Source organism: Campylobacter anatolicus (assembly GCF_018145655.1).
Lineage (GTDB): Bacteria > Campylobacterota > Campylobacteria > Campylobacterales > Campylobacteraceae > Campylobacter_A > Campylobacter_A anatolicus.
Window position 1 is genome coordinate 149,107 of the sequence record NZ_JAGSSY010000001.1, and the last position, 24,547, is coordinate 173,653.

At 35.3% G+C, this 24,547-nt stretch carries 28 protein-coding genes; 14 read left to right on the top strand and 14 right to left on the bottom strand.

Annotated features, from left to right (window positions below; genetic code table 11):
• Window positions 1-152: 152 nt before the first annotated feature.
• Complete coding sequence (locus tag KDE13_RS00755) at window positions 153-407, top strand: helix-turn-helix domain-containing protein (protein ID WP_212140310.1); 255 nt, start codon at window positions 153-155, stop codon at window positions 405-407.
• A complete protein-coding gene (locus tag KDE13_RS00760) occupies window positions 400-570 on the top strand; it encodes a hypothetical protein (protein ID WP_212140309.1) in 171 nt (56 codons plus the stop codon). Before KDE13_RS00755 ends, KDE13_RS00760 begins: the two co-directional genes overlap by 8 nt.
• Before the next feature lie 458 nt (window positions 571-1,028).
• Here the strand turns inward: KDE13_RS00760 and KDE13_RS00765 are convergent, their stop codons facing one another.
• The 7 genes from KDE13_RS00765 to KDE13_RS00795 are packed head-to-tail and all read right to left on the bottom strand — an operon-like array spanning window position 1,029 to window position 7,499.
• Entirely contained in the window at window positions 1,029-2,300 is a 1,272-nt protein-coding gene (locus KDE13_RS00765) for a dihydroorotase (RefSeq protein ID WP_212140308.1), read from the bottom strand.
• Between the two features lie 2 nt (window positions 2,301-2,302).
• Window positions 2,303-3,232 carry an aspartate carbamoyltransferase catalytic subunit gene (locus KDE13_RS00770; protein WP_212142598.1) on the bottom strand — a complete coding sequence of 310 codons (930 nt, stop codon included), beginning with the start codon at window positions 3,230-3,232 and terminating at the stop codon, window positions 2,303-2,305.
• An 18-nt stretch (window positions 3,233-3,250) separates the two neighbouring features.
• A complete protein-coding gene (locus tag KDE13_RS00775) occupies window positions 3,251-3,655 on the bottom strand; it encodes a tetratricopeptide repeat protein (RefSeq protein WP_212142599.1) in 405 nt (134 codons plus the stop codon).
• 18 nt (window positions 3,656-3,673) lie between these two features.
• Window positions 3,674-3,901: a hypothetical protein gene (locus KDE13_RS00780; RefSeq protein ID WP_212140305.1), complete on the bottom strand. Its 228-nt coding sequence runs from the start codon at window positions 3,899-3,901 to the stop codon at window positions 3,674-3,676.
• Window positions 3,898-4,914, bottom strand: coding sequence for a DHH family phosphoesterase (locus KDE13_RS00785; RefSeq protein ID WP_212141897.1), 1,017 nt, complete (start codon window positions 4,912-4,914; stop codon window positions 3,898-3,900). Before KDE13_RS00785 ends, KDE13_RS00780 begins: the two co-directional genes overlap by 4 nt.
• A gap of 9 nt (window positions 4,915-4,923) precedes the next feature.
• Window positions 4,924-7,095 (bottom strand): flagellar biosynthesis protein FlhA, encoded by a 2,172-nt coding sequence (gene flhA / locus KDE13_RS00790; RefSeq protein WP_212140303.1) that lies wholly within the window; start codon window positions 7,093-7,095, stop codon window positions 4,924-4,926.
• A complete protein-coding gene (locus KDE13_RS00795; protein ID WP_212140302.1) occupies window positions 7,095-7,499 on the bottom strand; it encodes an RrF2 family transcriptional regulator in 405 nt (134 codons plus the stop codon). Before KDE13_RS00795 ends, flhA begins: the two co-directional genes overlap by 1 nt.
• Window positions 7,500-7,663: 164 nt before the next feature.
• Here KDE13_RS00795 and rpsO point away from each other — a divergent pair, with 164 nt between their 5' ends.
• A complete protein-coding gene (gene rpsO / locus KDE13_RS00800; protein WP_212140301.1) occupies window positions 7,664-7,936 on the top strand; it encodes a 30S ribosomal protein S15 in 273 nt (90 codons plus the stop codon).
• Window positions 7,937-8,385: 449 nt separating this feature from the next.
• On the opposite strand, the gene KDE13_RS09635 is transcribed toward rpsO, so the two are convergent.
• The 3 genes from KDE13_RS09635 to KDE13_RS00810 form a co-directional block, all read right to left on the bottom strand.
• Window positions 8,386-8,520: a hypothetical protein gene (locus KDE13_RS09635; protein WP_267873696.1), complete on the bottom strand. Its 135-nt coding sequence runs from the start codon at window positions 8,518-8,520 to the stop codon at window positions 8,386-8,388.
• A 1,119-nt stretch (window positions 8,521-9,639) separates the two neighbouring features.
• Window positions 9,640-10,977 carry a PFL family protein gene (locus KDE13_RS00805; protein WP_212142600.1) on the bottom strand — a complete coding sequence of 446 codons (1,338 nt, stop codon included), beginning with the start codon at window positions 10,975-10,977 and terminating at the stop codon, window positions 9,640-9,642.
• A gap of 9 nt (window positions 10,978-10,986) precedes the next feature.
• A complete protein-coding gene (locus KDE13_RS00810; protein WP_212140297.1) occupies window positions 10,987-11,253 on the bottom strand; it encodes an ACT domain-containing protein in 267 nt (88 codons plus the stop codon).
• A 335-nt stretch (window positions 11,254-11,588) separates the two neighbouring features.
• Here KDE13_RS00810 and hemW point away from each other — a divergent pair, with 335 nt between their 5' ends.
• The 5 genes from hemW to KDE13_RS00835 all read left to right on the top strand — a co-directional run bounded on the left by hemW (window position 11,589) and on the right by KDE13_RS00835 (window position 15,763).
• Window positions 11,589-12,635, top strand: a complete 1,047-nt coding sequence (gene hemW, locus KDE13_RS00815) for a radical SAM family heme chaperone HemW (RefSeq protein ID WP_212142297.1) — start codon at window positions 11,589-11,591, stop codon at window positions 12,633-12,635.
• Window positions 12,636-12,701: 66 nt separating this feature from the next.
• Window positions 12,702-13,157, top strand: coding sequence for a Sec-independent protein translocase protein TatB (gene tatB / locus KDE13_RS00820; RefSeq protein WP_212142601.1), 456 nt, complete (start codon window positions 12,702-12,704; stop codon window positions 13,155-13,157).
• Entirely contained in the window at window positions 13,157-13,909 is a 753-nt protein-coding gene (tatC, locus tag KDE13_RS00825; RefSeq protein WP_212140294.1) for a twin-arginine translocase subunit TatC, read from the top strand. Before tatB ends, tatC begins: the two co-directional genes overlap by 1 nt.
• Complete coding sequence (gene queA / locus KDE13_RS00830) at window positions 13,902-14,924, top strand: tRNA preQ1(34) S-adenosylmethionine ribosyltransferase-isomerase QueA (protein ID WP_212142821.1); 1,023 nt, start codon at window positions 13,902-13,904, stop codon at window positions 14,922-14,924. Before tatC ends, queA begins: the two co-directional genes overlap by 8 nt.
• Window positions 14,921-15,763, top strand: coding sequence for a hypothetical protein (locus tag KDE13_RS00835; protein ID WP_212142602.1), 843 nt, complete (start codon window positions 14,921-14,923; stop codon window positions 15,761-15,763). The genes queA and KDE13_RS00835 overlap by 4 nt, the downstream gene beginning before the upstream one ends.
• Here KDE13_RS00835 and ruvX read toward each other — a convergent pair.
• The 4 genes from ruvX to ilvC are packed head-to-tail and all read right to left on the bottom strand — an operon-like array spanning window position 15,760 to window position 19,257.
• Window positions 15,760-16,140: a Holliday junction resolvase RuvX gene (ruvX, locus tag KDE13_RS00840; RefSeq protein WP_212140292.1), complete on the bottom strand. Its 381-nt coding sequence runs from the start codon at window positions 16,138-16,140 to the stop codon at window positions 15,760-15,762. The genes KDE13_RS00835 and ruvX overlap by 4 nt on opposite strands.
• Window positions 16,141-16,147: 7 nt before the next feature.
• Window positions 16,148-16,927, bottom strand: coding sequence for a DNA-processing protein DprA (gene dprA / locus KDE13_RS00845; protein ID WP_212142294.1), 780 nt, complete (start codon window positions 16,925-16,927; stop codon window positions 16,148-16,150).
• Window positions 16,924-18,231, bottom strand: a complete 1,308-nt coding sequence (locus KDE13_RS00850) for a divergent polysaccharide deacetylase family protein (protein WP_212142603.1) — start codon at window positions 18,229-18,231, stop codon at window positions 16,924-16,926. Before KDE13_RS00850 ends, dprA begins: the two co-directional genes overlap by 4 nt.
• 3 nt (window positions 18,232-18,234) lie before the next feature.
• Window positions 18,235-19,257, bottom strand: coding sequence for a ketol-acid reductoisomerase (gene ilvC / locus KDE13_RS00855; protein WP_212142292.1), 1,023 nt, complete (start codon window positions 19,255-19,257; stop codon window positions 18,235-18,237).
• 150 nt (window positions 19,258-19,407) lie between these two features.
• Here ilvC and KDE13_RS00860 point away from each other — a divergent pair, with 150 nt between their 5' ends.
• The 6 genes from KDE13_RS00860 to rpsR all read left to right on the top strand — a co-directional run bounded on the left by KDE13_RS00860 (window position 19,408) and on the right by rpsR (window position 24,510).
• Window positions 19,408-20,226, top strand: a complete 819-nt coding sequence (locus KDE13_RS00860) for an HDOD domain-containing protein (protein WP_212140288.1) — start codon at window positions 19,408-19,410, stop codon at window positions 20,224-20,226.
• A complete protein-coding gene (locus KDE13_RS00865) occupies window positions 20,223-22,157 on the top strand; it encodes a ribonuclease R family protein (RefSeq protein WP_212142604.1) in 1,935 nt (644 codons plus the stop codon). The genes KDE13_RS00860 and KDE13_RS00865 overlap by 4 nt, the downstream gene beginning before the upstream one ends.
• Complete coding sequence (gene holA / locus KDE13_RS00870) at window positions 22,150-23,148, top strand: DNA polymerase III subunit delta (RefSeq protein WP_212140286.1); 999 nt, start codon at window positions 22,150-22,152, stop codon at window positions 23,146-23,148. The genes KDE13_RS00865 and holA overlap by 8 nt, the downstream gene beginning before the upstream one ends.
• A gap of 80 nt (window positions 23,149-23,228) precedes the next feature.
• Window positions 23,229-23,648: a 30S ribosomal protein S6 gene (gene rpsF, locus KDE13_RS00875; RefSeq protein WP_212140285.1), complete on the top strand. Its 420-nt coding sequence runs from the start codon at window positions 23,229-23,231 to the stop codon at window positions 23,646-23,648.
• A 13-nt stretch (window positions 23,649-23,661) separates the two neighbouring features.
• Complete coding sequence (locus KDE13_RS00880) at window positions 23,662-24,234, top strand: single-stranded DNA-binding protein (protein WP_212140284.1); 573 nt, start codon at window positions 23,662-23,664, stop codon at window positions 24,232-24,234.
• 15 nt (window positions 24,235-24,249) lie between these two features.
• A complete protein-coding gene (gene rpsR, locus KDE13_RS00885) occupies window positions 24,250-24,510 on the top strand; it encodes a 30S ribosomal protein S18 (RefSeq protein ID WP_212140283.1) in 261 nt (86 codons plus the stop codon).
• Window positions 24,511-24,547 lie beyond the last annotated feature (37 nt).

Below are 24,547 nucleotides of genomic sequence, written 5' to 3' on the forward strand. Positions count from 1 at the left end.
TTACATAGATATTTTTAAATTTATACATTTTTACGTATATTATATACTATAATATTTATATTTTATAATTTTATATAGATATATTAAACAATATATATATATTTATAATAAATTTAATGTATATTTAATAGTTATATCTGTATAATTTTGCGATGATTGAGACAAATGACATTTTCAATCTGCTTCATAATGCAGTTGAATCAAAAAATATCGGCAAGAAAATTTCACAAGCACAGATGGCAAAAGAGCTTGGCGTATCTATGAGGACATATCAAGACTGGCGACTAGGTACTTCAAAGCCACAAGCCGCTAGTGCCGTATGCCAAATGCTTTGTAAACTTGACGATGACGAAGTGCTGTTTGTTATAAAAAAGATGAGAAAATTAATTGGAGAAAAAAATGGATAGGCTAACACAAAAGGAGCGTATAGAGCTTGAGAGCGTTTTTGCGGTGATTTATACAAAAAAAGAGTCTAAATTCATGCAATTTTACAAGGAATTTTACTCACTTGCGTTTTCTAAGTTTAGCGATCTTAAATTTAAGATAAAAAGAAAAGTTGTTAGAGGTTAAATTTATAGTATTTTAACTTATAATAACTGATTTATATTATTTCTATTAATAAACAACGAAGTAAAATTTCACCCTATCTTACAATTATTCAAAAATCTTACTTTCTTATTTTGTAATATGCTTTTTGAAATATTTACTTGCTAGATAGCAAAGCTTACACATAACTTAGCTTTATTCGTTATGAATTTTCTTATACTTATATTTTTTTGAGTGGATAAAAATTTGATTTTACTACGAAACACTGTCTTCTTGACTCACCACCATACATACATGTTCAAGATTGCTAATACTTTGTGCTATATTTTAATTTTAAGGTAACGTCAAAATTAAACATAAACAATAAGGCGAAATATCTTTCGCTAAACGTGGTAATTTTTAGCAAAGCAATGGAGTTACTATATAGACAATGACCGAAGCTGAGCCAAAAATCAACAACGTATAGCGTAAAAAATAAGCTATTAAAATTTATAAACGATGCGTCCACTTTTTATCGTTAATACTGCAGCTCCTTTTAACTTCTTTCCAAACAATGGTGAATTTATCGACTTTGAGCGATTTATATTCTCATCGTAAATATACTCCACATCAGGGTCAATGATCGCTATATCAGCAAGCATTCCACTCTCTATGCGTCCTTTATCTTTTAAATTTAACATCTTTGCCGCATTTGTTGATGTTAGCTCTACCATTCGCTCTAAGCTTATAACGCCTTCATCTACGAGTTTTAGCGTCAGTGGTACGAGTGTTTGAAGTCCGATGATACCAAATGGTGCGTGGTCAAAATCAACTATTTTTTCATCACTGTGATGCGGTGCATGGTCGGTTGCTATAACATCAACTAAGCCGTTTTTTAAAGCTTCGCGAAGTGCGAGTATATCACGTTTTTCACGTAAAGGTGGAGACATTTTAAAATTTGCATTATAAGAGTTTTGCAATATATCATCATCACTAAAGCTAAAGTGGTGTGGCGTAACTTCACAAGTGATATTTATGCCATCTTTTCGCCCCATTTCTATAATTTTGAGCGAGTATTCAGAGCTTACGTGAGCGATATGTATGTGAGCTCCCGTAAGCTTTGCAAGTAGCATATCACGACTAACCGCAATCTCCTCTTTTTCGCGTGCCATACCTTTTAGTCCAAGTATAGCAGAGACTTTGCCCTCGTGCATTACTCCTTGACGACAAAGCGAACAGTCCTCTGAGTGGCTTATACAAAAACTACCAAACATCTTTGAATACTCCAAGGCTGCACGCATAACGCTTGAGCTTGACACTGGCAGGCCGTCATCACTAAAAGCTACTGCTCCAGCCTCCATAAGATCGCCCATCTCAACTATCTCAGAGCCATTTAATCCCTTACTTATAGCCGCTATAGGTAAAAGATCAATTAGCCCACACAATTTTGCTTTCTCTATCATCGCACGAGTGATTGAGGCATTATCATTTACTGGATTTGTATTTGCCATACACATACAAGTCGTTACGCCACCAGCAACTGCAGCCTGTGAGCCTGAGATTATATCATCTTTATACTCATACCCCGGGTCTCTAAAATGCACGTGCATATCTATAAGTCCTGGCATAACAAGCTTTCCATATGCATCTATCGTCTCATCAGCCATTATATCATCACTAGTAACTGCGACTATCTTGTCATTTTCTATTAAGACATTTGCTTTAAATTTTTTATCACTATTTACGACTGTGCCGTTTTTTATAGCTATTTTCATCTTTAGCCTCGATTATTTATAAGTGTATTTAGTATTGCCATACGCATAGCTACGCCATTTTCAACTTGGTTTAATATAACAGAGTGCGTTCCGTCTGCTACGTCTGAATTTAACTCTACGCCACGATTTATCGGACCTGGGTGTAGGACAATGGCATCAGATTTGGCTAAATTTATACGATTTTTATTAAGTCCGAAAAATTTAGAGTATTCACGTGAGCTAGGAAATGCCACGTCCCCATCAGCCCTTTCTAGCTGTATTCGAAGCATAATGATGACATCACTGCCCTCACATGCCTCCTCCATATTTTTACAAATTTGGCATTCAAATACTTCTGCATCTTTTGGCATCATCATCGGCGGAGCAAAGAGCTTGACGTTAATACCTAGCTTCCTCATCGCCCATATATCAGACCTTGCCACACGGCTACGTGCGATGTCTCCAATGATAGAGACGCTCGTGCTACTATCAAGTGCTTTGCCGTATTCACGAAGTGTAAATAGATCTAATAGCCCCTGCGATGGGTGTTCGTTTGTACCATCTCCTGCATTTACGATACTAGCGTCAGTATGCTGAGCAGCTAGTTTGGCAGCACCTGAGCTTGGATGGCGAAGCACGATAATGTCACTCTTCATTGCAGACATATTATTCATCGTATCTATGAGCGTTTCACCTTTTTTTACACTTGAGTTTGATGCAGTAAAATTTATCGTATCAGCTCCAAGTCTTTTTGCAGCTATCTCAAAGCTGGTTCTGGTACGTGTTGAATTCTCATAAAAAGCGTTTATCGTAGTTTTGCCACGAAGGTAGTCATTTTTTTTAACATCTTTTAAATTTAGCTCTTTAAACTCCTTTGCTACATCTAAAAAATATAAAATTTCTTCCTTACTAAGCTCTCTAAGTCCTATTAAATCCTTGCGTTTATATCTCATTTTCGCTCCTTTTAAGCGTTATTTAGTTGCAAACACACAAGCTGGTTCATATCCACCGTCGCAAGATTTTTTAAACAATGCACGGACTTTACTCTCATCATTTACCTTCTCTTTGCCAGATCCAAAAGCATACATCTCACCAAGCTTGCTACACGCCATAGGCTCATTATCATCGCACATTTTTGTAAAAATTTGCTCCGCGTGGACTTTGTCTTTTTTTACACCATCACCGTTAAAAAGCAATATGCCATTCATCGTACAAGCTCGTTTAATACCTTCTCCACACGCCCTATCGTAAAGCCCATATGCAGCTTCATATTTACTAGCCTTAAAGAGCTCTTCTGCTTTTGCATAGTTTTCACTTGCCATCGCAGAAATGCCAATAAAACCAATCACAAAAGCTAAAATAGCAAATTTTTTCATTCTCTCTCCTTTTTAATCTTACTTCTCAAATAATTTTGGATGTCGCTTTTTCATAAACTCAACAATCGCTATTACCTCATCAACACCCTCTGCATCTGAGTCTTGCAATGCCTCATCTATGCACTCCACATATATCTGTGCTGCCTCTTCAAGCTTACTTTTCTTAACGCCTGCATAATACATAAGCCCATCAAGTACTACGCTAAGCTCGTAACTAAGCTCATCTATACTTACCTCTTCTTTCATAACCCCTCCTGTGTCTTTTTATTTATTAGCTCCACAACTTGCGATTTTATCATCTCATACTCAAAGCTATCTTTAAAATTTGAAAACATTCCACCACTTGCATTAACGTGTCCGCCACCGCCTACTAAGTGCTTTGCCATCGCACTCACATCTATCTTGCCATTTGCACGAAAACTCATAGTTTTTTTGTTTGTGATGTCTATAAAAAAGTCAAAGTCTGGATTTGCGACTAAAAAGTCATTGCCTATAACGGAAGTATTTCCTATATTATAAGTCAAAATCCCATTAAAGCCATTATATCTTATGCTAAATTTATCACGATTTTTGCTTAATAACCGCACGACATAAGCCGAAATAAGATTGCTTAGCGTATCATCTTTATCAAATTTAAAAAACTCCTTTTTTATCGTATGTATCTGCATATCAAGTCCGATATAGTCGTTTTTTGCGTTAAAAAACTGCTGTGCATGTAAGAGCAGGTGAAACATATAAAGGTTGTTTTCACGCTCAAACATTACTTTATTTATCTCCTTAGCATTTGCAATAAGTCCCAAACAGACCTTACCCATCTCAAAATCTACATCATCTTTTAGCCAGATATCTACCGCATTTACTACATCGCTAAATTTTTTAAGCTCAGTGTTTTGCACAAACATAGAGGCAAAAAAATCGTATGTAATCTTTGTCGCACAACGTGAGCTATCTAAAAAATACCACGGATATGCACTCGCACACTCAGCTCCACTTTGGTGATGATCTAGCAAAAATAGTTTTGCATTTTTACCTTGTAAGGCCGTCTCGTAGCTCTCGCACTGCGTCATTGTTAAATTTAAATCAGTTATAAGTATGACCGCCTCTTCATCGCCAAGTTCAGAGACGATAGCACCGAATTTCTCATCTATCTCACGACCATAGTTTGAGTTGCTAAATTTAATATCCTTAAAATAAAAATTTGTAATAAATTGTGCTCCATATCCGTCCAAATCAGTATGCGAAAGGTGATAAAATTTCATTTTTGTCCTTTATAAATTTTCTACTTGTATGACACCAACCGTTTCAAATGGTGTATTTGCTGAGATCTCAGCAAAACTTAGCACGACGATGTCAATGCCAAAATTTGTGCATATATTTGCTATAAATTTACGCAAACTAGGCTCAACGCAAAGTATCATCGCTCCGTGTTGACTTAGCGGTCGTTTCTCTTTTTCAGTGCGTAAAGCCTGCACTATAGCAGAAGTTTGTGCGACATTTATCATAAGATGATACGCTCCATCCTTATACTGCACCGCATCCATAAGTCTTTGCTGGACCGATGTCTCAAGGATATAAAAGCTAAGTTGTCCCTGCTCATCAGTATAAAGTGCAGTTATCACCCTTGCAAGAGCGGCACGGACATGTTCTATAATCATATCTAAATTTTTACTCACTTCAGCCACATCACTAAGTGATTCAAGTATGCTTAGTAGGTCTTTTATAGGAATATTATCTTTTAGTAAGGCTTTAAGTACCTTTTGTATAAGACTAATCGGAGCTATACGCAACGTGTCTTCAACGATAACAGGATAATCATTTTTAAGCTTATCTAATAAATTTTGCGTCTCTTGGCGAGTGAGTAATTCGGCAGCATTTTGCTTGATAAGCTCACTCATATGCGTTGAGATGACACTGGCAGGATCAACTATCGTATAACCGCTAAGTATTGCATCTTCTTTAATGTTTGCATCTATCCAAAGTGCGTCTAGTCCAAATACCGGCTCTTTTGTCGGAATCCCCTCTATACCCTCGCTCACCAGCCCACTATCCATTGCTAAAAATTTATCTGCATATATCTCACCTTGTCCTATAACTATGCCTTTTAGCTTAAAGCGATATTCATTTGGTGGAAGTTGCAAGTTATCACGGATACGAATTTTTGGCATTAAAAAGCCAAGCGAAGAGGCGATATTGCGTCTCATAGCACGTATCCGCTCTATTAGATCAACATCGGCTAATTTAAGCAGGCCATAACCTAGGTCAAGCTCTAAAATTTCAAGCTTTAATATATCATTTATCTTTGTCTCTTCTTCACGAGCTATCTCTTCATCGCTCTTTTTAGGCATTTTTTGAGCTGTTGTGCCACTGACTGGTTCAGGAGATTTCACTCCAATCTTGCTCTTTTTCGAAGTTGTCAAAACGTCCAAACTTCCATCTTGCGTCTGCTTTATAATATATCCAAGCCCTAAAAATAATACCGCAATAAATCCAAGCGAGAGTGTCGGAAGCCCTGGTACAAGGGCAAACATAAATAGTATAAAGCCAACGATAAGTAGCGTCTTATAATCGCCCAAAAGCTGCTTTAACGTCCCTTCTGCGAAGTTATCATCATCTTTGCTCGCACGCGTGATGATGATAGCGGTCGCTGTAGATGTGACAAGACCTGGGATTTGGCTAACAAGTCCATCGCCTATGGTAAGTATGGTATAAAACTGAGCCGATGTCGCCATATCAAGGTCGTGTTGAAATACGCCTATAGCAAAGCCACCGATTATATTTATGATGGTTATAATTATACCTGCAACTGCATCGCCTTTTATAAATTTAGACGAACCATCCATTGCTCCGTAAAAATTCGCCTCACCAATGATAGCTTGACGGCGTTCTCTGGCAGTTTTCTCATCTATTAGCCCTGCGTTTAAATCCGCGTCTATCGCCATTTGTTTTCCAGGCATCGCATCGAGCGTAAAACGTGCTTGCACCTCACTCACACGCGTAGAACCCTTTGTAACAACCATAAAATTTATAAGCACAAGTATACTAAAAACGATGATGCCAATGATATAGTTACCTCCGACTACAAACTGCCCAAAACTTGAGATGATCTCACTAACAGCTTCAGGTCCATTATGTCCTTCACTCAGTATCATACGTGTTGTTGCAATATTTAAAGAGAGACGAAATAACGTGATGATAAGGATAAGCGTTGGGAAGGTACTTAGATCAGTTGGCTTTGGCACATAGATTGAGATTAGGATAATAAGAACCGAAACAGATATAGAAAGTGCTAAGAAAAAATCAAGCACCGTGCTAGGTAATGGCACTATAATGATAGCAAGGATTGCCATTATTACACCAACTATACTTAAGCTTTTAAATTTAATAATAGGTGCTAGAAATGGTGCAACAAGCGTTAGGATGTTATTTTTTTGTTTTGCCATTATTTTTTAATAATATCGCTTAGTTTAATCTCATCAAGCATCTCATCTACCTTGTTTTGTAGTCCGCTAAACATAGTCCAAATTTGACAGCTTAAAGCTTTATTCGACGGACAACCATCGACTGAGCTTGAGCATTCAAATACACTAACTTCACGTCTCTCGGCACACTCAATGATAGTCTTTACACTAACATTTTGTGCGTCCGTGCTTAGCATAAAGCCACCATTTGCCCCTTTATAGGACTTTAAAATTTGCTCTTTTGCTAAATTTTGTAAAATTTTTGCTAAAAAACTCTTTGAAATTTTTAACTCATTCGATATAGTATCAACATCTACGGGAGATGATTTTTGTGATATTAAGATGAGTGAAAGCAGTGCATATTCGCTTGCCTTTGTAAAAAGCATAAATTACCTTTGATTTTCATTGTTTAACTTGTTATTTTATAGAATTTTTACTGCATTTTTGATTAATTTTGAGTATATTTTTAATTTTTCTAAATTTTATTTAATTTTATGTTTTTTATGTTATAATCGCCATTTTATTTTAATTTACCAATCAGGAGGTCATCATGGCTTTGGATTCGGCTCAAAAAGCTCAAATAGTTGCGAAATTCGCTCGAAAAGAGGGAGATACTGGCTCTCCAGAGGTTCAGATAGCACTTTTAACTGCACGTATTTCTGGACTTACAGAACACCTTAAGATATCCAAAAAGGACTTCTCTTCACGCCTTGGTTTGTTAAAACTTGTAGGTCAGAGAAAGAGGCTCTTAAAGTATCTTAAAAACAAAGATTATACAACTTACTCTAAGCTTATCGCTGAGTTAAGTATAAGAGATAAATAATCCTTTTTAATTTGGGGCTTTGCCCCACTTTTCTACACTTTACATCCAAATTATATAAATTAAATTTAATGCAAATCTATATTTAATACAATAAAAGCTTATAACAAAAATAAGAGTAGCCGAAGGCTGGTTAAATGCCAGAGCGATTTTATATAAACACTCCGTTATTTTAATAAAAAATTTTATACAAACTATAACTATTTTAAAAAATAATTTTATAAACTACATATATTATATTTTAAAATTTTAATGATATGCAAATATGGTTTATTTGCATACTTTTTTAACCCACCTTATTTTCTTTGGCTTTATCCCTACCACCCTCACATCCACTCTTTTATAAAATCTATCCTTATATTGTATCTTGCTGGTATTATTTAGAGCATAGTTAAGATATGAGATGTTATAAAGTTCATTGGAGCTTATTATATTATTATTTGTTAGATGTATTAAAATTTTACATCATTGTTTTTAACTATCTTACTTATCGATGTTGTTCCAAGCTCTTTTAAGCTTACAAATTTATCATCTTGTTTAATAATAATAGTTTTAAATTCAAGCTCATTTAGCTCTTTATGATTCATACTATTAGCTTCAAGGATTATACTAACTCTTTTATCTCCTGATGTATTTAATTTACCTGTATCTGTATATAAATCTCTTACATCTATCTCTCTAATACTATCAAATTTTAAGTTATGCTTCCATTGGCATTCATTCTCATAGCTATTACACTATCACTTAATGAGACTGAAGCTTTATTGATGTCTGTTTTAATGCTCTTTTTACATTTTCTAAATTTGAGAGATTAAAGTCTAATCTTGTAGCTTTGTTAAACTCATTTTGTATAGCAAGCATAAAGATGATTTAGTATCTTTTAATTTAGTTATTCATTGGCATTTTCTACACTGTAATCTTTTAAATTTTTACTCAACCACTCTATATCTTTAGTATAAGCATCAAGCTCTTTATAATAGTCATTATAAAACTTCATAAAGCTATCTCTTTGATATTTGTTATAAGAGAAGTCTTTATCTTTAGGAGTATCAGACTTTATTATGAGATTAAACTCACTAAGTTTTAATTTACATTTTTACACCTTTATAAAGATCATTCATATCCAAATTGCCATTTTCATTACTATATAGATCAAATTCAACCCATGGTTTTTGATTTAAATAGGGATCACTATCTATAGTAGCTACTTGATGACCATTTTTGCCAAATGAAGTTTTATTACTGTTTAAGCCTTTCCAGCCAACCTCATATTGTAAATCTTTGCGGTAGTATTTATGTAAAAATTTTATTAGACCCTATAAGAAAAATTGTTAATTAACATCTTTGAATGATTTTTACCAAGATATAGTGGTTAAAGGAGATGAATTAGAACAGTTAAATATTGTAGGTAAAGTTCGTGCTAGGTTTTCTATGGATATTATATAGTTTTAAATAAGGTTTGAGCGAAGTGCAAATTTATAAAACTTTTTCTAACAGGGATAATAAGTTAAATTTAAAGTATAACTACAGAATATTAAAATCAAGAATTTTTAAATTTATATAAAAAAATACGAAAATATAAAAAATAACACTCATAGCAGAAGCTTTAATCTAATTCTTATTTTGTTTTTGAGTGATATAAGCTTCTTAAAACAATTATAATAAATTTGTAGCCATAAGCTTAAAATGGCTACAAATATGTAAATTTAATTCTTAAAGCTATGTATCGGAGCTGGGATCTGTCCGCCACGAGCGATAAAATCAGCAGATAAGTTTTTATTTACACTCATCACAGGAGCTCTACCTAAAAGTCCGCCAAACTCTATCATATCACCCTCTTTGCCCTTTGGTATGATACGCACAGCGGTTGTCTTTTGATTTATCACGCCTATGGCTGCCTCATCAGCTATAATAGCTGCTATCGTCTCACTTGGAGTATCCTTAGGTATAGCTATCATATCAAGTCCAACTGAACATATAGCAGTCATTGCCTCAAGTTTTTCTAAATTTAGTGAGCCATTTCTAACCGCTTCTATCATTCCCTCATCCTCCGAAACTGGAATAAAAGCACCACTTAGACCGCCCACTTGATTACATGCCATAACACCGCCTTTTTTCACAGCATCGTTTAAAAGTGCAAGTGCGGCTGTCGTACCGTGAGTGCCAACTGCCTCAAGCCCCATCTCTTCAAGCACCCTTGCTACTGAGTCTCCCACGGCTGGAGTAGGAGCAAGACTTAGATCAACTATACCAAATTTTACACCAAGTCGCTCTGACGCCATCTGCCCAACAAGCTGACCAATACGAGTTATCTTAAATGCTGTCTTTTTAATCGTCTCAGCCACCACATCAAAGCTCTCACCACGCACCTTCTCAAGTGCACGTTTGACTACGCCAGGCCCTGAAACGCCCACATTTATCACGATGTCAGCTTCACCAACACCGTGAAATGCACCTGCCATAAAAGGATTGTCCTCTACCGCATTTGCAAACACCACAAGCTTAGCAGCTCCTAAATTTGAAAGATCTGCTGTTTGCTTTATGATACGCCCCATATCACGCACCGCAGTCATATTTATGCCAGTTTTTGTTGAGCCGATATTTACAGACGCACAGACAAAGTCCGTTGTCGCAAGGGCTTTGGGTATTGAGTTTATCAAAATTTCATCACCCTTTTGATAGCCCTTTTGCACAAGTGCAGAAAAACCACCGATAAAATCCACACTGACAAATTTTGCTGCTCTATCGAGCGTTTTAGCGATTTGAACATAATCTTGTGCACTTGTTGCTGCACCTATGATAGAGATTGGCGTTACCGAAATTCGCTTATTTACGATAGGAATTCCAAGCTCGGCTGAAATTTCATTACCCACTTTTACGAGATCTTTTGCTTTAGTGGTGATCTTATTATAAATTTTCTCACACGCCACGTCAATATCTGCGTCTATACAATCAAGTAGTGAAATACCCATCGTTATCGTGCGAATGTCAAAGTTTTGCTCCTCTATCATCGCGATAGTTTCAGTTACCTGTTTTATATTCATCTTTGCCCCTTAGATGTTATGCATAGCGTCAAATATAGCGGCACTTTGGATATTTATCTTTACTCCCAAACTATCACCAAATTTTTCAAGCTCTCCACGAAGCAGAGTAAAGTCCTTGCTCTCATCGCTCGAAACGACTGCCATCATCGTGAAAAATTCATCTAAAACAGTTTGCGAGATATCATCTATATTTAGCCCAAGTGCAGCTACCTTGCCAGATACTCCAGCAACTATACCTCTTTTGTCCTTGCCTACAACTGTGATTATTGCCTTCATTGTCTCTCCTTAAATTTAGATGATTTTATAAAAAACCGCATAAAAAACGGCTTTACCGCTAGTTTTTATATAAATTTATTTTTTACTTTTGTGTAAAAAGGTTAGCAATACACCCTTTATATATGTGCATATAAACGCTATCCGTACCAACATCACAAAAAACCCATTTACTTTGCCGTAAATCACAGCATTGAAATAGCTTCTGTAATTGCTTTTAAATCATTACTGCTATTTATTAAGTAAAGATTTTTGTATAAATGAAGTCCTCATAACTCTTGCTCTATTTTGCTTTAAATTTATTTCAGTTACAATAATAAAAACAAAAAAGAGAAAATTTGTTACTTTATATTCATATACCATTTTGTCAGAGTAAGTGTCCTTATTGTGCTTTTGGCTCTGATATAGGACAAGATAGCCTTGCAGAAGCGTATTTTGACGCACTTTTGACTGATCTTAAATTTCATATAAATTTGTTAAATCCTAATAAATTTAAGAGCGTTTTTATAGGTGGCGGCACTCCAAGTGCTGTAAATGCGAAGTTTTATGAGAAAATATTTACTCATATTTCGCCTCTTTGCACTAAAGCAACCGAAATAAGCTGTGAAGCAAATCCCAATTCAGCCACACTCTCGTGGCTAACACAAATAAGAGATTTTGGCGTTAATCGCATTAGCTTTGGGGCTCAAAGCTTTTTTGCTGACAAGCTAAAGCTACTCGGTCGTATACACAATGTCGAGCAAATTTATAAGGCCGTTTTAAATGCTAAAAAAGCTGGATTTAAAAACATAAACGTTGATCTAATATACGCCACAAAGCTTGATAATAAAAGGCGTTTACGTGAAGAGGTGGCAAATCTAGCTAAACTAAAAGTTACTCATGCTAGTGCCTACTCGCTAACACTTGAAGAAAATACGCCATTTCAGACGCGTTATGAGCTTAAAAATGATAGTGTGGTTTTGGCTAAATTTATAATGAAAGAGCTTGAGAGTATTGGACTAAAACAGTATGAGATTTCAAACTTTGGCAAAACCTGCAAACACAACCTAGGCTACTGGCAAAGACGTGAATATATCGGCGTTGGGGCTTACTCAGTTGGCTTTTTTAACTCACAAAGACACTATGCAAAAGATAACTTAAACAGCTACATAGCAGAGCCTACTTTTAGGCAAGTTGAGAGATTAAGCAACTATGATATGAAGTTGGAGCAGATTTTTATGGGATTGCGTAGTAAAGTTGGCGTAAAAGCAATAAATTTAACCGAACAACAGCTAAAAAATGCTGAACTTTTACGAAAGGCTCGTAAGCTTAAATTTAAAAAAGGTCGCTACTTTGCAAATGATTTTTTACTAGCCGATGAGATGGCGTTATTTTTGAACGGCTAAATTTATCAAATTTTGAGAATTTTAAAGGTAAAATAGCAAATTTAAACTGAAATTTTAGGGATAATTATGTTTGGTATGAGCTTTTCTGAGATACTCATTATCGCAGTCATCGCTGTTTTAGTGCTAGGACCCGATAAGCTTCCTGACACTATGGTACAGATCGCAAAGTTTTTTAAGATGTTTAAAAAGGGTATAAACGATGCAAAATCAACCTTTGATCAAGAAGTTAAGATAGCTGAACTAAAAGAAGATGCTAGAAAATACAAAGAAAGTATCACACAGACGACAGAAAATGTGCGTAAAAAACTAACATTTGAAGAGCTTGATGAGATAAAAAAAGGCGTGAGTGAAGTAACTAGCGGTCTAAAAGATGTAGTAAGCGACGTCAAAAAGGCGACTGATACTATAAAAAATCCAACAAATGCGATAAAAGATGCAGTATTTAGTGGCGACAAAAAGCCCAAAGATACAGATATAGCTAGTGCTAAAAATGATAAAAATTTAGAAGATAAAGGGGCATAATGTTTGAAGAGTTAAAACCCCATTTAGTTGAGTTAAGAAAACGTCTTGGCATCAGTGTTTTAACGATATTTATCGCATTTGGTATCTGCTTTTTATTTTGGAATCCGCTTTTAGCATGGATGACAGCACCGCTTAAACAAGCTCTTCCGCAAGGTTCAAATATCATATTCACACAGGTACAAGAGCCATTCTTCACAGCAATGAAAGTGGCATTTTTTGCTGGATTAGTCGTAGCTTTACCGATTGTATTTTGGCAGTTTTGGTTATTTGTGGCACCTGGGCTTTATGATAATGAGAAAAAATATGTCATACCTTTTGTCATCTCAGCAACTTTTATGTTTATATGTGGTGCAGCCTTTTGCTACTACGTAGTCGTACCTCTAGGCTTTGCATTTTTAATAAATTTTGGTGGTCAGCTATTTACAGCACTACCAAGTATCGGCGAATATGTCGGCTTTTTCACTAAAATTTTGATCGCATTTGGTATATCGTTTGAACTTCCAGTTGTTACATTTTTCTTAGCAAAAATTGGTCTTGTAGATGACATCATGCTAAAAAAATATTTCAGATACGCAATTGTGATTATATTTATATTTGCTGCTATCGTTACACCACCTGATGTGCTTAGTCAGTTTTTGATGGCAGCACCTCTTATTGCACTTTATGGGATGTCTATACTTATAGCAAAGTCCGTCAGAAAAAGCGACGAAGAGGCTCAAGATGACGAAAATAAAGCCAAAGAAGATGAGTGATATAGATAATATTTTAAGTTACGATTATCATTTACCGTCAAACTTGATAGCATTTCAGCCAGTTTTACCAAAAGAAAACGCCAGATTGCTTGTATATTTTAAAAATACAGATGAGGTAAAACACCTTAAATTTAGTGATCTAACACAAATTATACCTGATGATACAGCAATCATATTTAACGATACAAGAGTCATAAAAGCACGAATTTTAGGACATAAACAAAGTGGTGGGGCAGTGGAAATAATGCTAAACCAGCCACTTAATGATGATAAATTTAGTTGCTACATAAGAGGGCGAGTAAATGAACGAAGTATTTTGAATTTTGACAATGACATATCCGCACAAGTCATAAGTCTAAACGACGATGGCACACGAGTGGTAAAATTTAGCAAATTCAACGAACCAATAGACAATGCACATCTATTTAAAGAGCTAGAACTGATCGGACATGTGCCACTACCGCCGTATATAAAAAGAGCTGATACAAAGAATGACGAGAGTTGGTATCAGAGTATTTTTGCCAAAAAAGATGGTGCAGTTGCAGCTCCTACTGCTAGTTTGCACTTTAGCGATGAGATGCTACAAGCTATCAAAGCAAAGCATGAAACTGCATATCTGACACTACACGTGGGGGCTGGGACATTTAAGAGTGTTGAGTGCGAAAATATAAATAATCACGTTATGCACTCTGAATTTTACGATATACCGACTGCGACGCAAGAACTGATAAATAGTAATAAGAAGATTTTAGGCGTTGGCACGACAGTTACACGATGTGTGGAAGAATTTGCCAGAACTCACAAAAGTAGTGGTTTTTGTAAGCTATTTTTAAATTTAAACAACCCACCAATCCGACAAAACTATCTTTTGACAAATTTTCACCTACCAAAATCGACGCTAATAATGCTTGTAACAAGCTTCATCGGGCTTGAAAAAACTATGCAAATTTACAAGATCGCCATTGAGAAAGGCTATCGCTTTTACTCTTATGGTGATGGGATGCTTGTACTATGAAAAGTATAAATTTTATCGAGCGACTAAATTTATTTCTTGAAGCGATATACTATGACGCAAAAGCAAATGAAAATACACTGCTTTTTGAATACGATCCAACTTACCCTGAAACATATGAGCTAGATGCATCAAACGTGATAAAAGTGATAGAAAATATATCAAAAATGTTTATCTACTCGCAGCATAATGCAAAAATTTTAATCAGCTTTAAGCTAGTTAGCTACGGCGATAATATACTATTTTTCAATGTAACCATCAGCTCAAACAAACCATTTGAACACAAAAACGAGGAACTCTTAAATAAAGCTTTAGAGTATGCAAAAATAGCCGATATCAGTGTCATAAATGACAAAGATGATAAAATTATACTCGAAATCAAAGCTAGATCTGTAAGCAATGCAAATTTTAAAAATAAATTAAGCTTAAAAGATCAAAATACTAAAAAATACAACGCCATAATAGCCTATGAAGATGAAGTTGGATTTAAAATTTTATACAATCAGCTAAAATTTATCGGTATCAATGTCAGGCCAAGCAGTAACTACGAAAGCTTAAAAAGACACGTGACAGATGGTATATATAAGCCAGATTTGATATTTGTTCAAAAGAAATTTTTAGATGATATAGACAAGGCAAAAAATCTACTTGAGTTTAAAAAACTTAAAAATTTTATCATCGTAGCCATATGCGAAGGTGATGAGAATTTTAGCCAAGAGTTAAAAAAACAGATTATAATCTTAAGACAACCTTATACATATTATATTTTAAATACTATTTTTACAAAATTTATCAAAACCAACAATGGGGGGGGGGATGGCAAGATAGTCTTAAAATTCTAAACTATCTTTAAATATCTCTTCAAAATCATCATAGCAGCGACGCTATCAAGTCTGCCATCGCGTGATGTATTTCTGTAAATTTCACTAGCCTCATCACTACTAAATGCTTCATCTTGATAAACTATCTGCCCTTTGAAATTTAATAGCGAAACAAAATGCTCAATCCTACGCCTCATCTCATCTTCACTGCTTCCACCAAGTGGTATTCCAACGACAAGGACATTTATGCCATATTCTTTGATTCGTTCACTAACTTCGTGTGCGGCTTGATTGCGATTTTTACGCAAAATAGGCTCTTGTGGAAGCACAACACTACCAACACCAAAAGCTACTCCTATACGTTTAAGCCCAACATCTATCGCTATAAATTTATCCATTTTACCCCTACATCACACTTTTAACACGCAGATGATTTATCTCTAGTCGTCCATCAAGCTCATATTCATATATTACGTCACCAAATTTATCTAAAGCTTGTTCTAATGATACGCCATTTTTACAAAATTCTATGATATCGTCATCAAAAAAATCAGGTGTCAAAGCCTTAATATCGCCAAATCTAGCGACAAAGTCATCAAAATCATTTATCAAACTAGCCTTTTGTTCGGCAAGTAGCATATTTGTGCCATTACTCTCACCAATACGCTGAGGTAAAACATATATAGGTACACCTATCTCATAGGCCATACGAGCACTTTGCATAGAGCCACTTTGCAAATCTGCTTGAGCGACTACTAAGGCATCACAAAGAGAGACAACTATGCGATTTCGCTCTAAAAATCTAAATCCAAGTGGCAATGTCTTAGGAGGATACTCGCTTATCGCCAAACCGTGAGTGTAAATTTCTTTTATAAACTTAGCATTTGATTGCGGATAAATCACGTCAAGTCCACTTGCAAAAACACCTATAGTCAGCGGCATACTCCCTTTGTGTGCAGCTATATCGACACCTATAGCTCCGCCACTAACGACGCAGACTCCTGCATTTTTCAGCTTCACGCAAAGCTGGACAACGCACTCTTTTGTATATATGCTGGCTTTTCTTGAGCCAACAACTGCGACCTTTTTACGGCTTAAAAGCTCTAAATTTCCTTCATAGTATAAAATTTTAGGTGGATTTTTAAGCCGTTTTACTACATTTGGAATCTTGTCTAAAATTTTCATAAAATATCTTTTAGATAAACTACTTCAACTTCTCTTAAAATACCATTTTTAGCGTCTTTAATTGCCTGAATAGTTGATTTTTTAGGGTGTCCTATCGCTATAGCATAACCACGTTTTTTGGCTATTCTAACAGCATTTGCCAACTCTTTTTTTACTGCTGCATATGTTGCACTATCGTCTAAAAACACATCTCTAACTATATATGGCTGTGAGTATTTACTAGCGACACTTGCAACGACACTTGTCGCTATCGTCTTACTATCAATGAATGTAAATTTCTCCTGTATAAAAGCACGATACGCCTTATCCATAGCTTTAAAATCACTTGTAAATTTTGAGCCAGTATGGTTATTTATATACCTTGCACGCGGGAAGTCTGCTCTTACTTTTTGCACCCTTTTTAATATAGTCTCAAAGCTATCATTAATATTTAAAGTACCTATTTCAGGGTGATCAAAGCTCTTTGCTTGCATTGGTAGATGTATCATAAAAAACTCGAATAAATCAGCTATTTTAGGCGTATCTGGGTGGTTTTTAGTTGCTGGAAATATGGATGGAGTGAGCTTAAGCCCAGTTGAGCGTATCATAAAAGCATGTTCAAATGTAGCCACATCATCGATGATTATGACAAGACGCGGTTTACCATCAAATTTTTCACTTTGCATATTGCTTTTAGCAGGAGATAGTGCTTTTTGCTTTTGTGGCTTTTCTTCTTTTTTATGTCTAGCGACCTTTTCTGTTTCTTCTATTGATTTTTCTATTTTATGCACTGTTTGATTATAATCTTTAGTCTGATTAAGCTCCATTTTAACCGATTCTACCTTAAGATGTGGGGTCGGTAGCGATACTATGGTTTTGCTTTTATCTATATTTAAATTTTCTAGCTTTGTTTCCCCCTTTTTTTCACTTAAATTTTGTGATTTTGAAATGTTTATGCTCTCTTTATCACTGGCTTTTTGCTTTTGTTTTTTTGACTCTAGCTCAGGATCTATAAAAATTTTACTTAAATTTTCATCTTCATCAAATTTAAGAGGATATTTTAGTCTTTCATGCTCTTTTCTAGGCTTCTCTTGTCTTTTTGTATCTATATTTTTTGTATTATTTTCTATTTTATTAATATTACTAGATACTGTTTTAGTTATATTGTTGCCATTTTTAACGCTATTTAAAGCTACAATCAATGTGATAACCAGCAACAATGCAAGTAGTGAAAATCCGATATAAATTTTACTGCCAAAGCGTCCAGATTTGTTTTTTTTGCTTATTTTTGGACGCTTTTTTATAGTCTGTTTTTTATCGTTCAAAGTCTAGTTTTTGTTTTGATCTACGAGCTTTCCAGCACTTATCCATGGCATCATTGCACGTAGTTTTTTGCCTGTTTGATTAAGTAATGAGCGTTCTGATATACCTCGTTCTGCATTCATTCTAACATATCCAGCTTTACGCTCAAGGATAAAGTCTTTTGCAAATTTGCCATTTTGAATCTCTTTTAAGATCTCTTTCATTGCCTTTTTGCTCTCTTCACCAACAACTCTTACACCACTCACATAATCGCCATATTCAGCAGTATTTGAGATCGAGTAACGCATATCAGCCATGCCGCCTTGATACATAAGATCAACGATGAGTTTTAGCTCGTGTAAGCACTCAAAATATGCCATCTCAGGTTCATAACCGGCCTCTGTGAGTGTCTCAAATCCAGCATTCACAAGGGCACAAAGTCCACCACAAAGCACAGCCTGCTCACCAAACAAATCCGTTTCAGTCTCGTCTTTAAAAGTAGTCTCTATGATACCAGTTCTGCCACCGCCTATCGCACTTGCATAACTTAGAGCTATCTGTTTTGCTTGTCCACTTGCATCTTGCTCAACAGCGATGAGATCAGGTATGCCACCACCTTTTACAAACTCACTCCTTACGGTATGTCCGGGTGCTTTTGGAGCTATCATTATTACGTCAATATTTTTAGGAGCTTTTATCTGGCCAAAATGTACGTTAAATCCATGTCCAAATGCAATCGCCGCACCATCTTTTAAATTTGGCTCGATCTCATTTTTATAAATTTCAGCTTGAAGTTCATCTGGCGTCAAAATCATAATGACATCAGCTCCCTTTGTCGCCTCACAAACGCTCTTTACGCTAAAATTTTTAGCTTCAGCTTTCGCCCAGCTCTTGCCACATTTTGCAAGTCCTATGACTACATCCACGCCACTATCACGTAAGTTTTCTGCGTGTGCATGTCCTTGTGAACCAAAACCGATGATAGCGACTTTTTTGCCTCTTATCAAGCTTATATCACAATCCTTGTCATAATAGATATTTACAGCCATAAATGCCCCTTTGTAATTAAAATTTTTTGAGATTATACATTTAAAGAAATCAAATATCGCTGAAAATTTTAAAATTTTTAATTTAAGTTTTATAAAAAGCCATTTTTGATACAATAGCCTAAAAAATTTAAATTTGGAAAGTAAATACAAATGAATGATTCTATTTATAAAAAGATAAAAACTCTACCACCGCTTGATGACACGATCGTCGAGATACAGCGTCTATGTGCTAATGAAAACAGTTCTATCAATGACTTAACAAAGGTTGTAGAGTGTGATCCTATGCTTATAGCAAATATTTTACGTTCAGCAAATTCACCACTTTATGGTTTTAGCCAAGAGATCACAACTATCGCTCGTGCTATTTCACTTTTTGGCATGGCGACTATTCGTGGATTTGCAATAGCTAGTGCGATAAAAAGGAGCTTTGCTATAAATTTAGATCCATATGGCATCACATCACAAGACTTTTTAAATATTTCAACTATCCAAAATGCACTTACTTATAATTGGTATTCTAAAATCAAACCACGCAACCTTGAGATACTCTCACCAGCTTCATTTATGCTTGAAGTCGGAAAGATCGTCCTTTCACACGAGCTGATCGAACGTGGGCTTGATGATGAGTTTAAACTTCGTCTTAAAAATATCGTATATCCAAGCGATCTAGGGCTACTTGAGAGTGAATTTTTAGAGATTACAAACGAAGAGGTAACGGCTAAAATTTTTGAACAGTGGAATTTAGAGAATGAGCTGATAAACTCTATCCTTTACTCAAGTGATCCAGAAGAGGCTCCCGAGCATATCAAAGAGTATGCAAAAGCTCTAAAAGTTGTAAAAACATCTGTAAATATTTTTAACCAACTAGATGAAACAAGCATACAAAATACTCTACCATTGCTAGATGAATACGGCTTTGGGCACGATACATTCTTAATGGCTACCGCAAAGGTCAAAGACAATCTGTGAAGGAATTTCTCACAGCACTTCTTAGCGGCATAAGCGAAAAAGAAGTTTCTGCTAGAAACAAGGAAGTTTTACGAAATCTTTTAAATTTAAATGCCGTTAGCAAATACAAAAATAAATTTTATCTAAATGACGGCTTTGTCTGTGGTAAACTCGACATAAGCTCAAATGGTACTGGCTTTTTGATACCATTTGATAAGCGTTTTAAACAAGATATACTTATAGAAAATAAAAATTTAAATAACTCACACTACGGTGATATTGTGCTTGTAAAGCTTTTAAGGACTAGGAAAAAGCGTGATAGTGGCAAAGTCATAATGAGCCTAAAACTAGCCAGCGAAACGAGTGTAGTATACACCAAAAGCTTTGGTGCTGCCATACTTGGAGTAAATTTAAAAACTGGTTTAAACCTATCTTTAAAAGCATCGCAAAAGAGTCTAAAAGCCTTACCGCAGGGCACTTTATTAAAAATAAATAATGTAAATAACGAAATCGTTAAAGTTTTAGGGAATATAAACGACCCATTTAGCGATGATAAAATTTCACTTGCTATGTATAATAAAAATGATAAATTTAGTGAGATTTGTGAGAATGAGGCGGCTGCGTGGGGTGATGAAGTAGATCCTGCAATGTATCCAAACCGAATAGATCTACAACACCTTAACTTTTGCACAATAGACCCAATTGATGCTAAAGACTTTGATGATGCTATATATTTTGATAAAGGAAAAAATACAATTTATGTAGCTATAGCAGATGTTAGCGAATATGTGCCACCATACTCAGCCATTGACAGTGAGGCCAAAACTCGTGGCTTTTCTATCTATTTTCCACACATTGCCGTGCCTATGTTGCCACGAGCTTTGAGTGAAAATATCTGCTCGCTTAAACCAAACGTACCACGCCTAGCATTTTGCTTTAAAATTTCACTCGATGAAAATGGTGAAGTCATAAACGAAGAGCTTTTTGAAGCTATAATCCTATCAAAACACCGTTTTAACTACGATGAAATAGATAAAATTTTAAATAGCCCAATGCCTTGCAAGATAGAGTGGTTAAAACCACTATTTGAGCTAACTAGCAAACTGCGTAAAAAACGCCTTATCAAAGCCTTTGATTTTCATACGCAAGAGCTTAGAATGAGCTTAGATGATGATGGTAAGGTTTACGCAACACGCTTTGAGAGCGACTCAGACTCGCACCGCCTTGTTGAAGATTGTATGTTATTAGCCAACAAAGCCGCCGCAAAACGCATAAAACGTGGTATTTTTAGAAATCACGCATCACCTGATCTAAAAAAGATAAATAACCTTCTAAACGATCTAGCTACCCTTGGACTTGAATTTGCTTATGAGAGCGATCTGGCAAATTTAATTCGTAAAATTCAAGCAAAAGCTGAGCTTATCGGCAACAGAGAAGAGATAGACAAACTTATCATCAAAGCCCAGAAAAAGGCTGAGTACGCAAGTGAAAATCACGGACACTTTGGACTTGGATTTGAAAGATATACACACTTTACAAGCCCTATACGTCGATATTCAGATCTTATTTTGCACCGCCTTTTAAAAGCAGATTTAGCCAATGATGATAAATTTTATAATTACTTGCTTTTAAATATTGCTGAGACTTGTGCGAATTTAAGTGAGCTTGAAAGGGAAGCCGATAAGGTATCATTTGACTTTATGGATAGAAAATTTGCTAGATGGGCGAATGAAAACATTGGCAATACCTATGAGTGCTACATCATTGAAAATCAAAGTACACTTGTTGCAAAACTAGACGATAAGCTAAAGGGTGCTAGAATTTTTATCATAGGATACACATGTGAGCTTTTGCAGCGTGTAATAGTGCGTATAACCGAAGCTGATATAGCAACCGCAAAGATCGTCGGTAAAGTCGTAGCTAAGCTTGATAAAAAGAGTCAAAATGTATAGAAAAGAGCTTGAAGGACTACTTGCAAATAATAAAGTAGCAAATTTTTTCTTGCTATTTGGTGCAGATGAGTATCAGATAGAGCTTTTTGCAAAAGAGATTTTAAATTTATATAATATTAGCGATACAAATATGCTTAGCTTGTATTTTGATGAGTATGATTTTGCCAAAGCAAAAGCACATATCAGCGAGCCATCGCTATTTGGCGGTAAAAATTTATTACACATAAAAAGTGATAAAAAGATAGTTGGTAAGGAGCTAAAAGAGCTTGTAAGAGCTTGTGAAACAAGTAGCGAAAACTACTTTTTATTTGAATTTTACGAATCAGATATGAAAATAGCTCTTGAAACGCAAAAAATTTTTGGCATAAATTTTGCTCGTTTTTTTAAGCCAAATAGCCCAGATGAAGCGGTAATGTTACTCTCACGCTCGGCTGCTAAAATAGGACTAAATATCACAAAAAATGCTCTATATGAGCTATACTTTATACACAATGAAAATCTCTATCTTGCTGCAAGCGAGCTAAATAAACTAGCTAGTTTAAACACGCACATTGACCAAGATATAGTGAGGCGACTAGTTTTTGGGCTGGGTGGTGTTAGTTTTGATGATTTTTTTAATAAATTTATAAGTTTAAAAGATATAAAAAATGACTTTTTTGCCTATGAACAAGACCCAAGTTTTAACGAAATTTTACTTATAAATTCATTTTACAAAGCATTTTTCAGGCTATTTAAATTACACTCTTATATAAAGATAAACGGAAGATTTGATATCAAAGAAGCTATCGGCTACGCACCGCCACAAAATGTCGCAGAGAGTTTAAAATCACAGAGTTTGTCTATAAATTTAAAGGTTTATAGGCAAATTTTTATGACTCTAAATTTATGTGAGTTGGAGCTAAAAACAAACGTAAAACTAGACAAAAGTGCCTTTTTACTCTCAAATATCCTAAATCTGCAAAATCTAATATCAACAGCAAAAATTAAGTAAAAAAAGAGTATAATCCAAGACTTGCTTAATCTAAGCATCCTTGCTCACAAAAGTGAGCTAAATACCCATAAGGAGAGACAATGAGACATTATGAGCTTTTATTCATCCTAAAGCCAACGCTGACCGAGGAAGAAGTTAAAGCAAAGGTTGATTTCGTAAAAGAGGTCATTACTAAAAACGGTGGCGAGATTGCCACTATTGTAGAGATGGGAACAAGGAAACTTGCTTATACCATCAAAAAATATGAGCGCGGAACATATTTTGTAATATATTATAAAGCACCGCCTACACTTTTAGCTGAGCTAACTAGAAATATCAGAATCACAGAAGACATCATAAGATTTTTAAGTGTGAAGTATGAAAATAAAAGAGAGATCGCAGCTTGGGAAAGAATGTGCAAAGGCATTAAACAAACTATCAAAAAAGAGACTCGTGAACCAAGAGCACCTCGTGAACCAAGAGTCGAAAAAACAGAAGAGCAAACCTCAACAGAGGAATAATTAAGGATAAAAGATGTTCAATAAAGTAGTTTTAATAGGAAATTTAACTCGCGACATTGAGCTACGATACACTACAAATGGTGCAGCTATTGGTAACTCTAGCATAGCAGTAACTCGTCGCTTTACAACAAATGGCGAAAAGCGTGAGGAAACTTGCTTTATTGATATTACATTTTTTGGTAAACAAGCTGAGATAGCTAATCAATATCTTTCAAAAGGCTCAAAGCTACTCGTAGAAGGTCGATTAAAATTTGATCAATGGCAAGACAACAACGGACAAAATCGTAGCAAACACACAGTAAGCGTCGAAAATATGGAGATGTTAAGCTCAAATTCTCAGCAAAATCAAGGTGGGTACACTCAAAATAATCAAAGTGGTTTTTCGCAACAAAATAGCTATCAAAACCAAAACAACTCAGGTTTTAATGGACAAAGTGGCTATAACCAAAACAGTTATCAAAATGCACCGCAAAAGCCACAGATACAGCAGTATAATAAACAAGCTGTTCAAGATGATTATAGTGATGTTCCAGATATTAATGTCGATGCTGATAAATACGAAAGCGACGACAGTATACCGTTTTAACAAAGGAGATAAAAAATGGCAGAGAAAAGAAAATATTCAAGAAAATATTGCAAATTTACAGAGGCAAAGATAGATTTTATTGACTACAAAGATACTTCACTTTTAAAGTATTGCTTATCAGAGAGATTTAAGATAATGCCACGCCGTCTAACAGGCACATCTAAAAAATACCAAGAAATGGTAGAAAAAGCGATAAAAAGAGCACGCCAAGCTGCTATAATACCTTATATAGTTGATAGAGATGATGTAGTAACAAACCCATTTGAAGGATTATAGTCAAATTTAGCCTATCTATTTTAAATCTACAAATTAG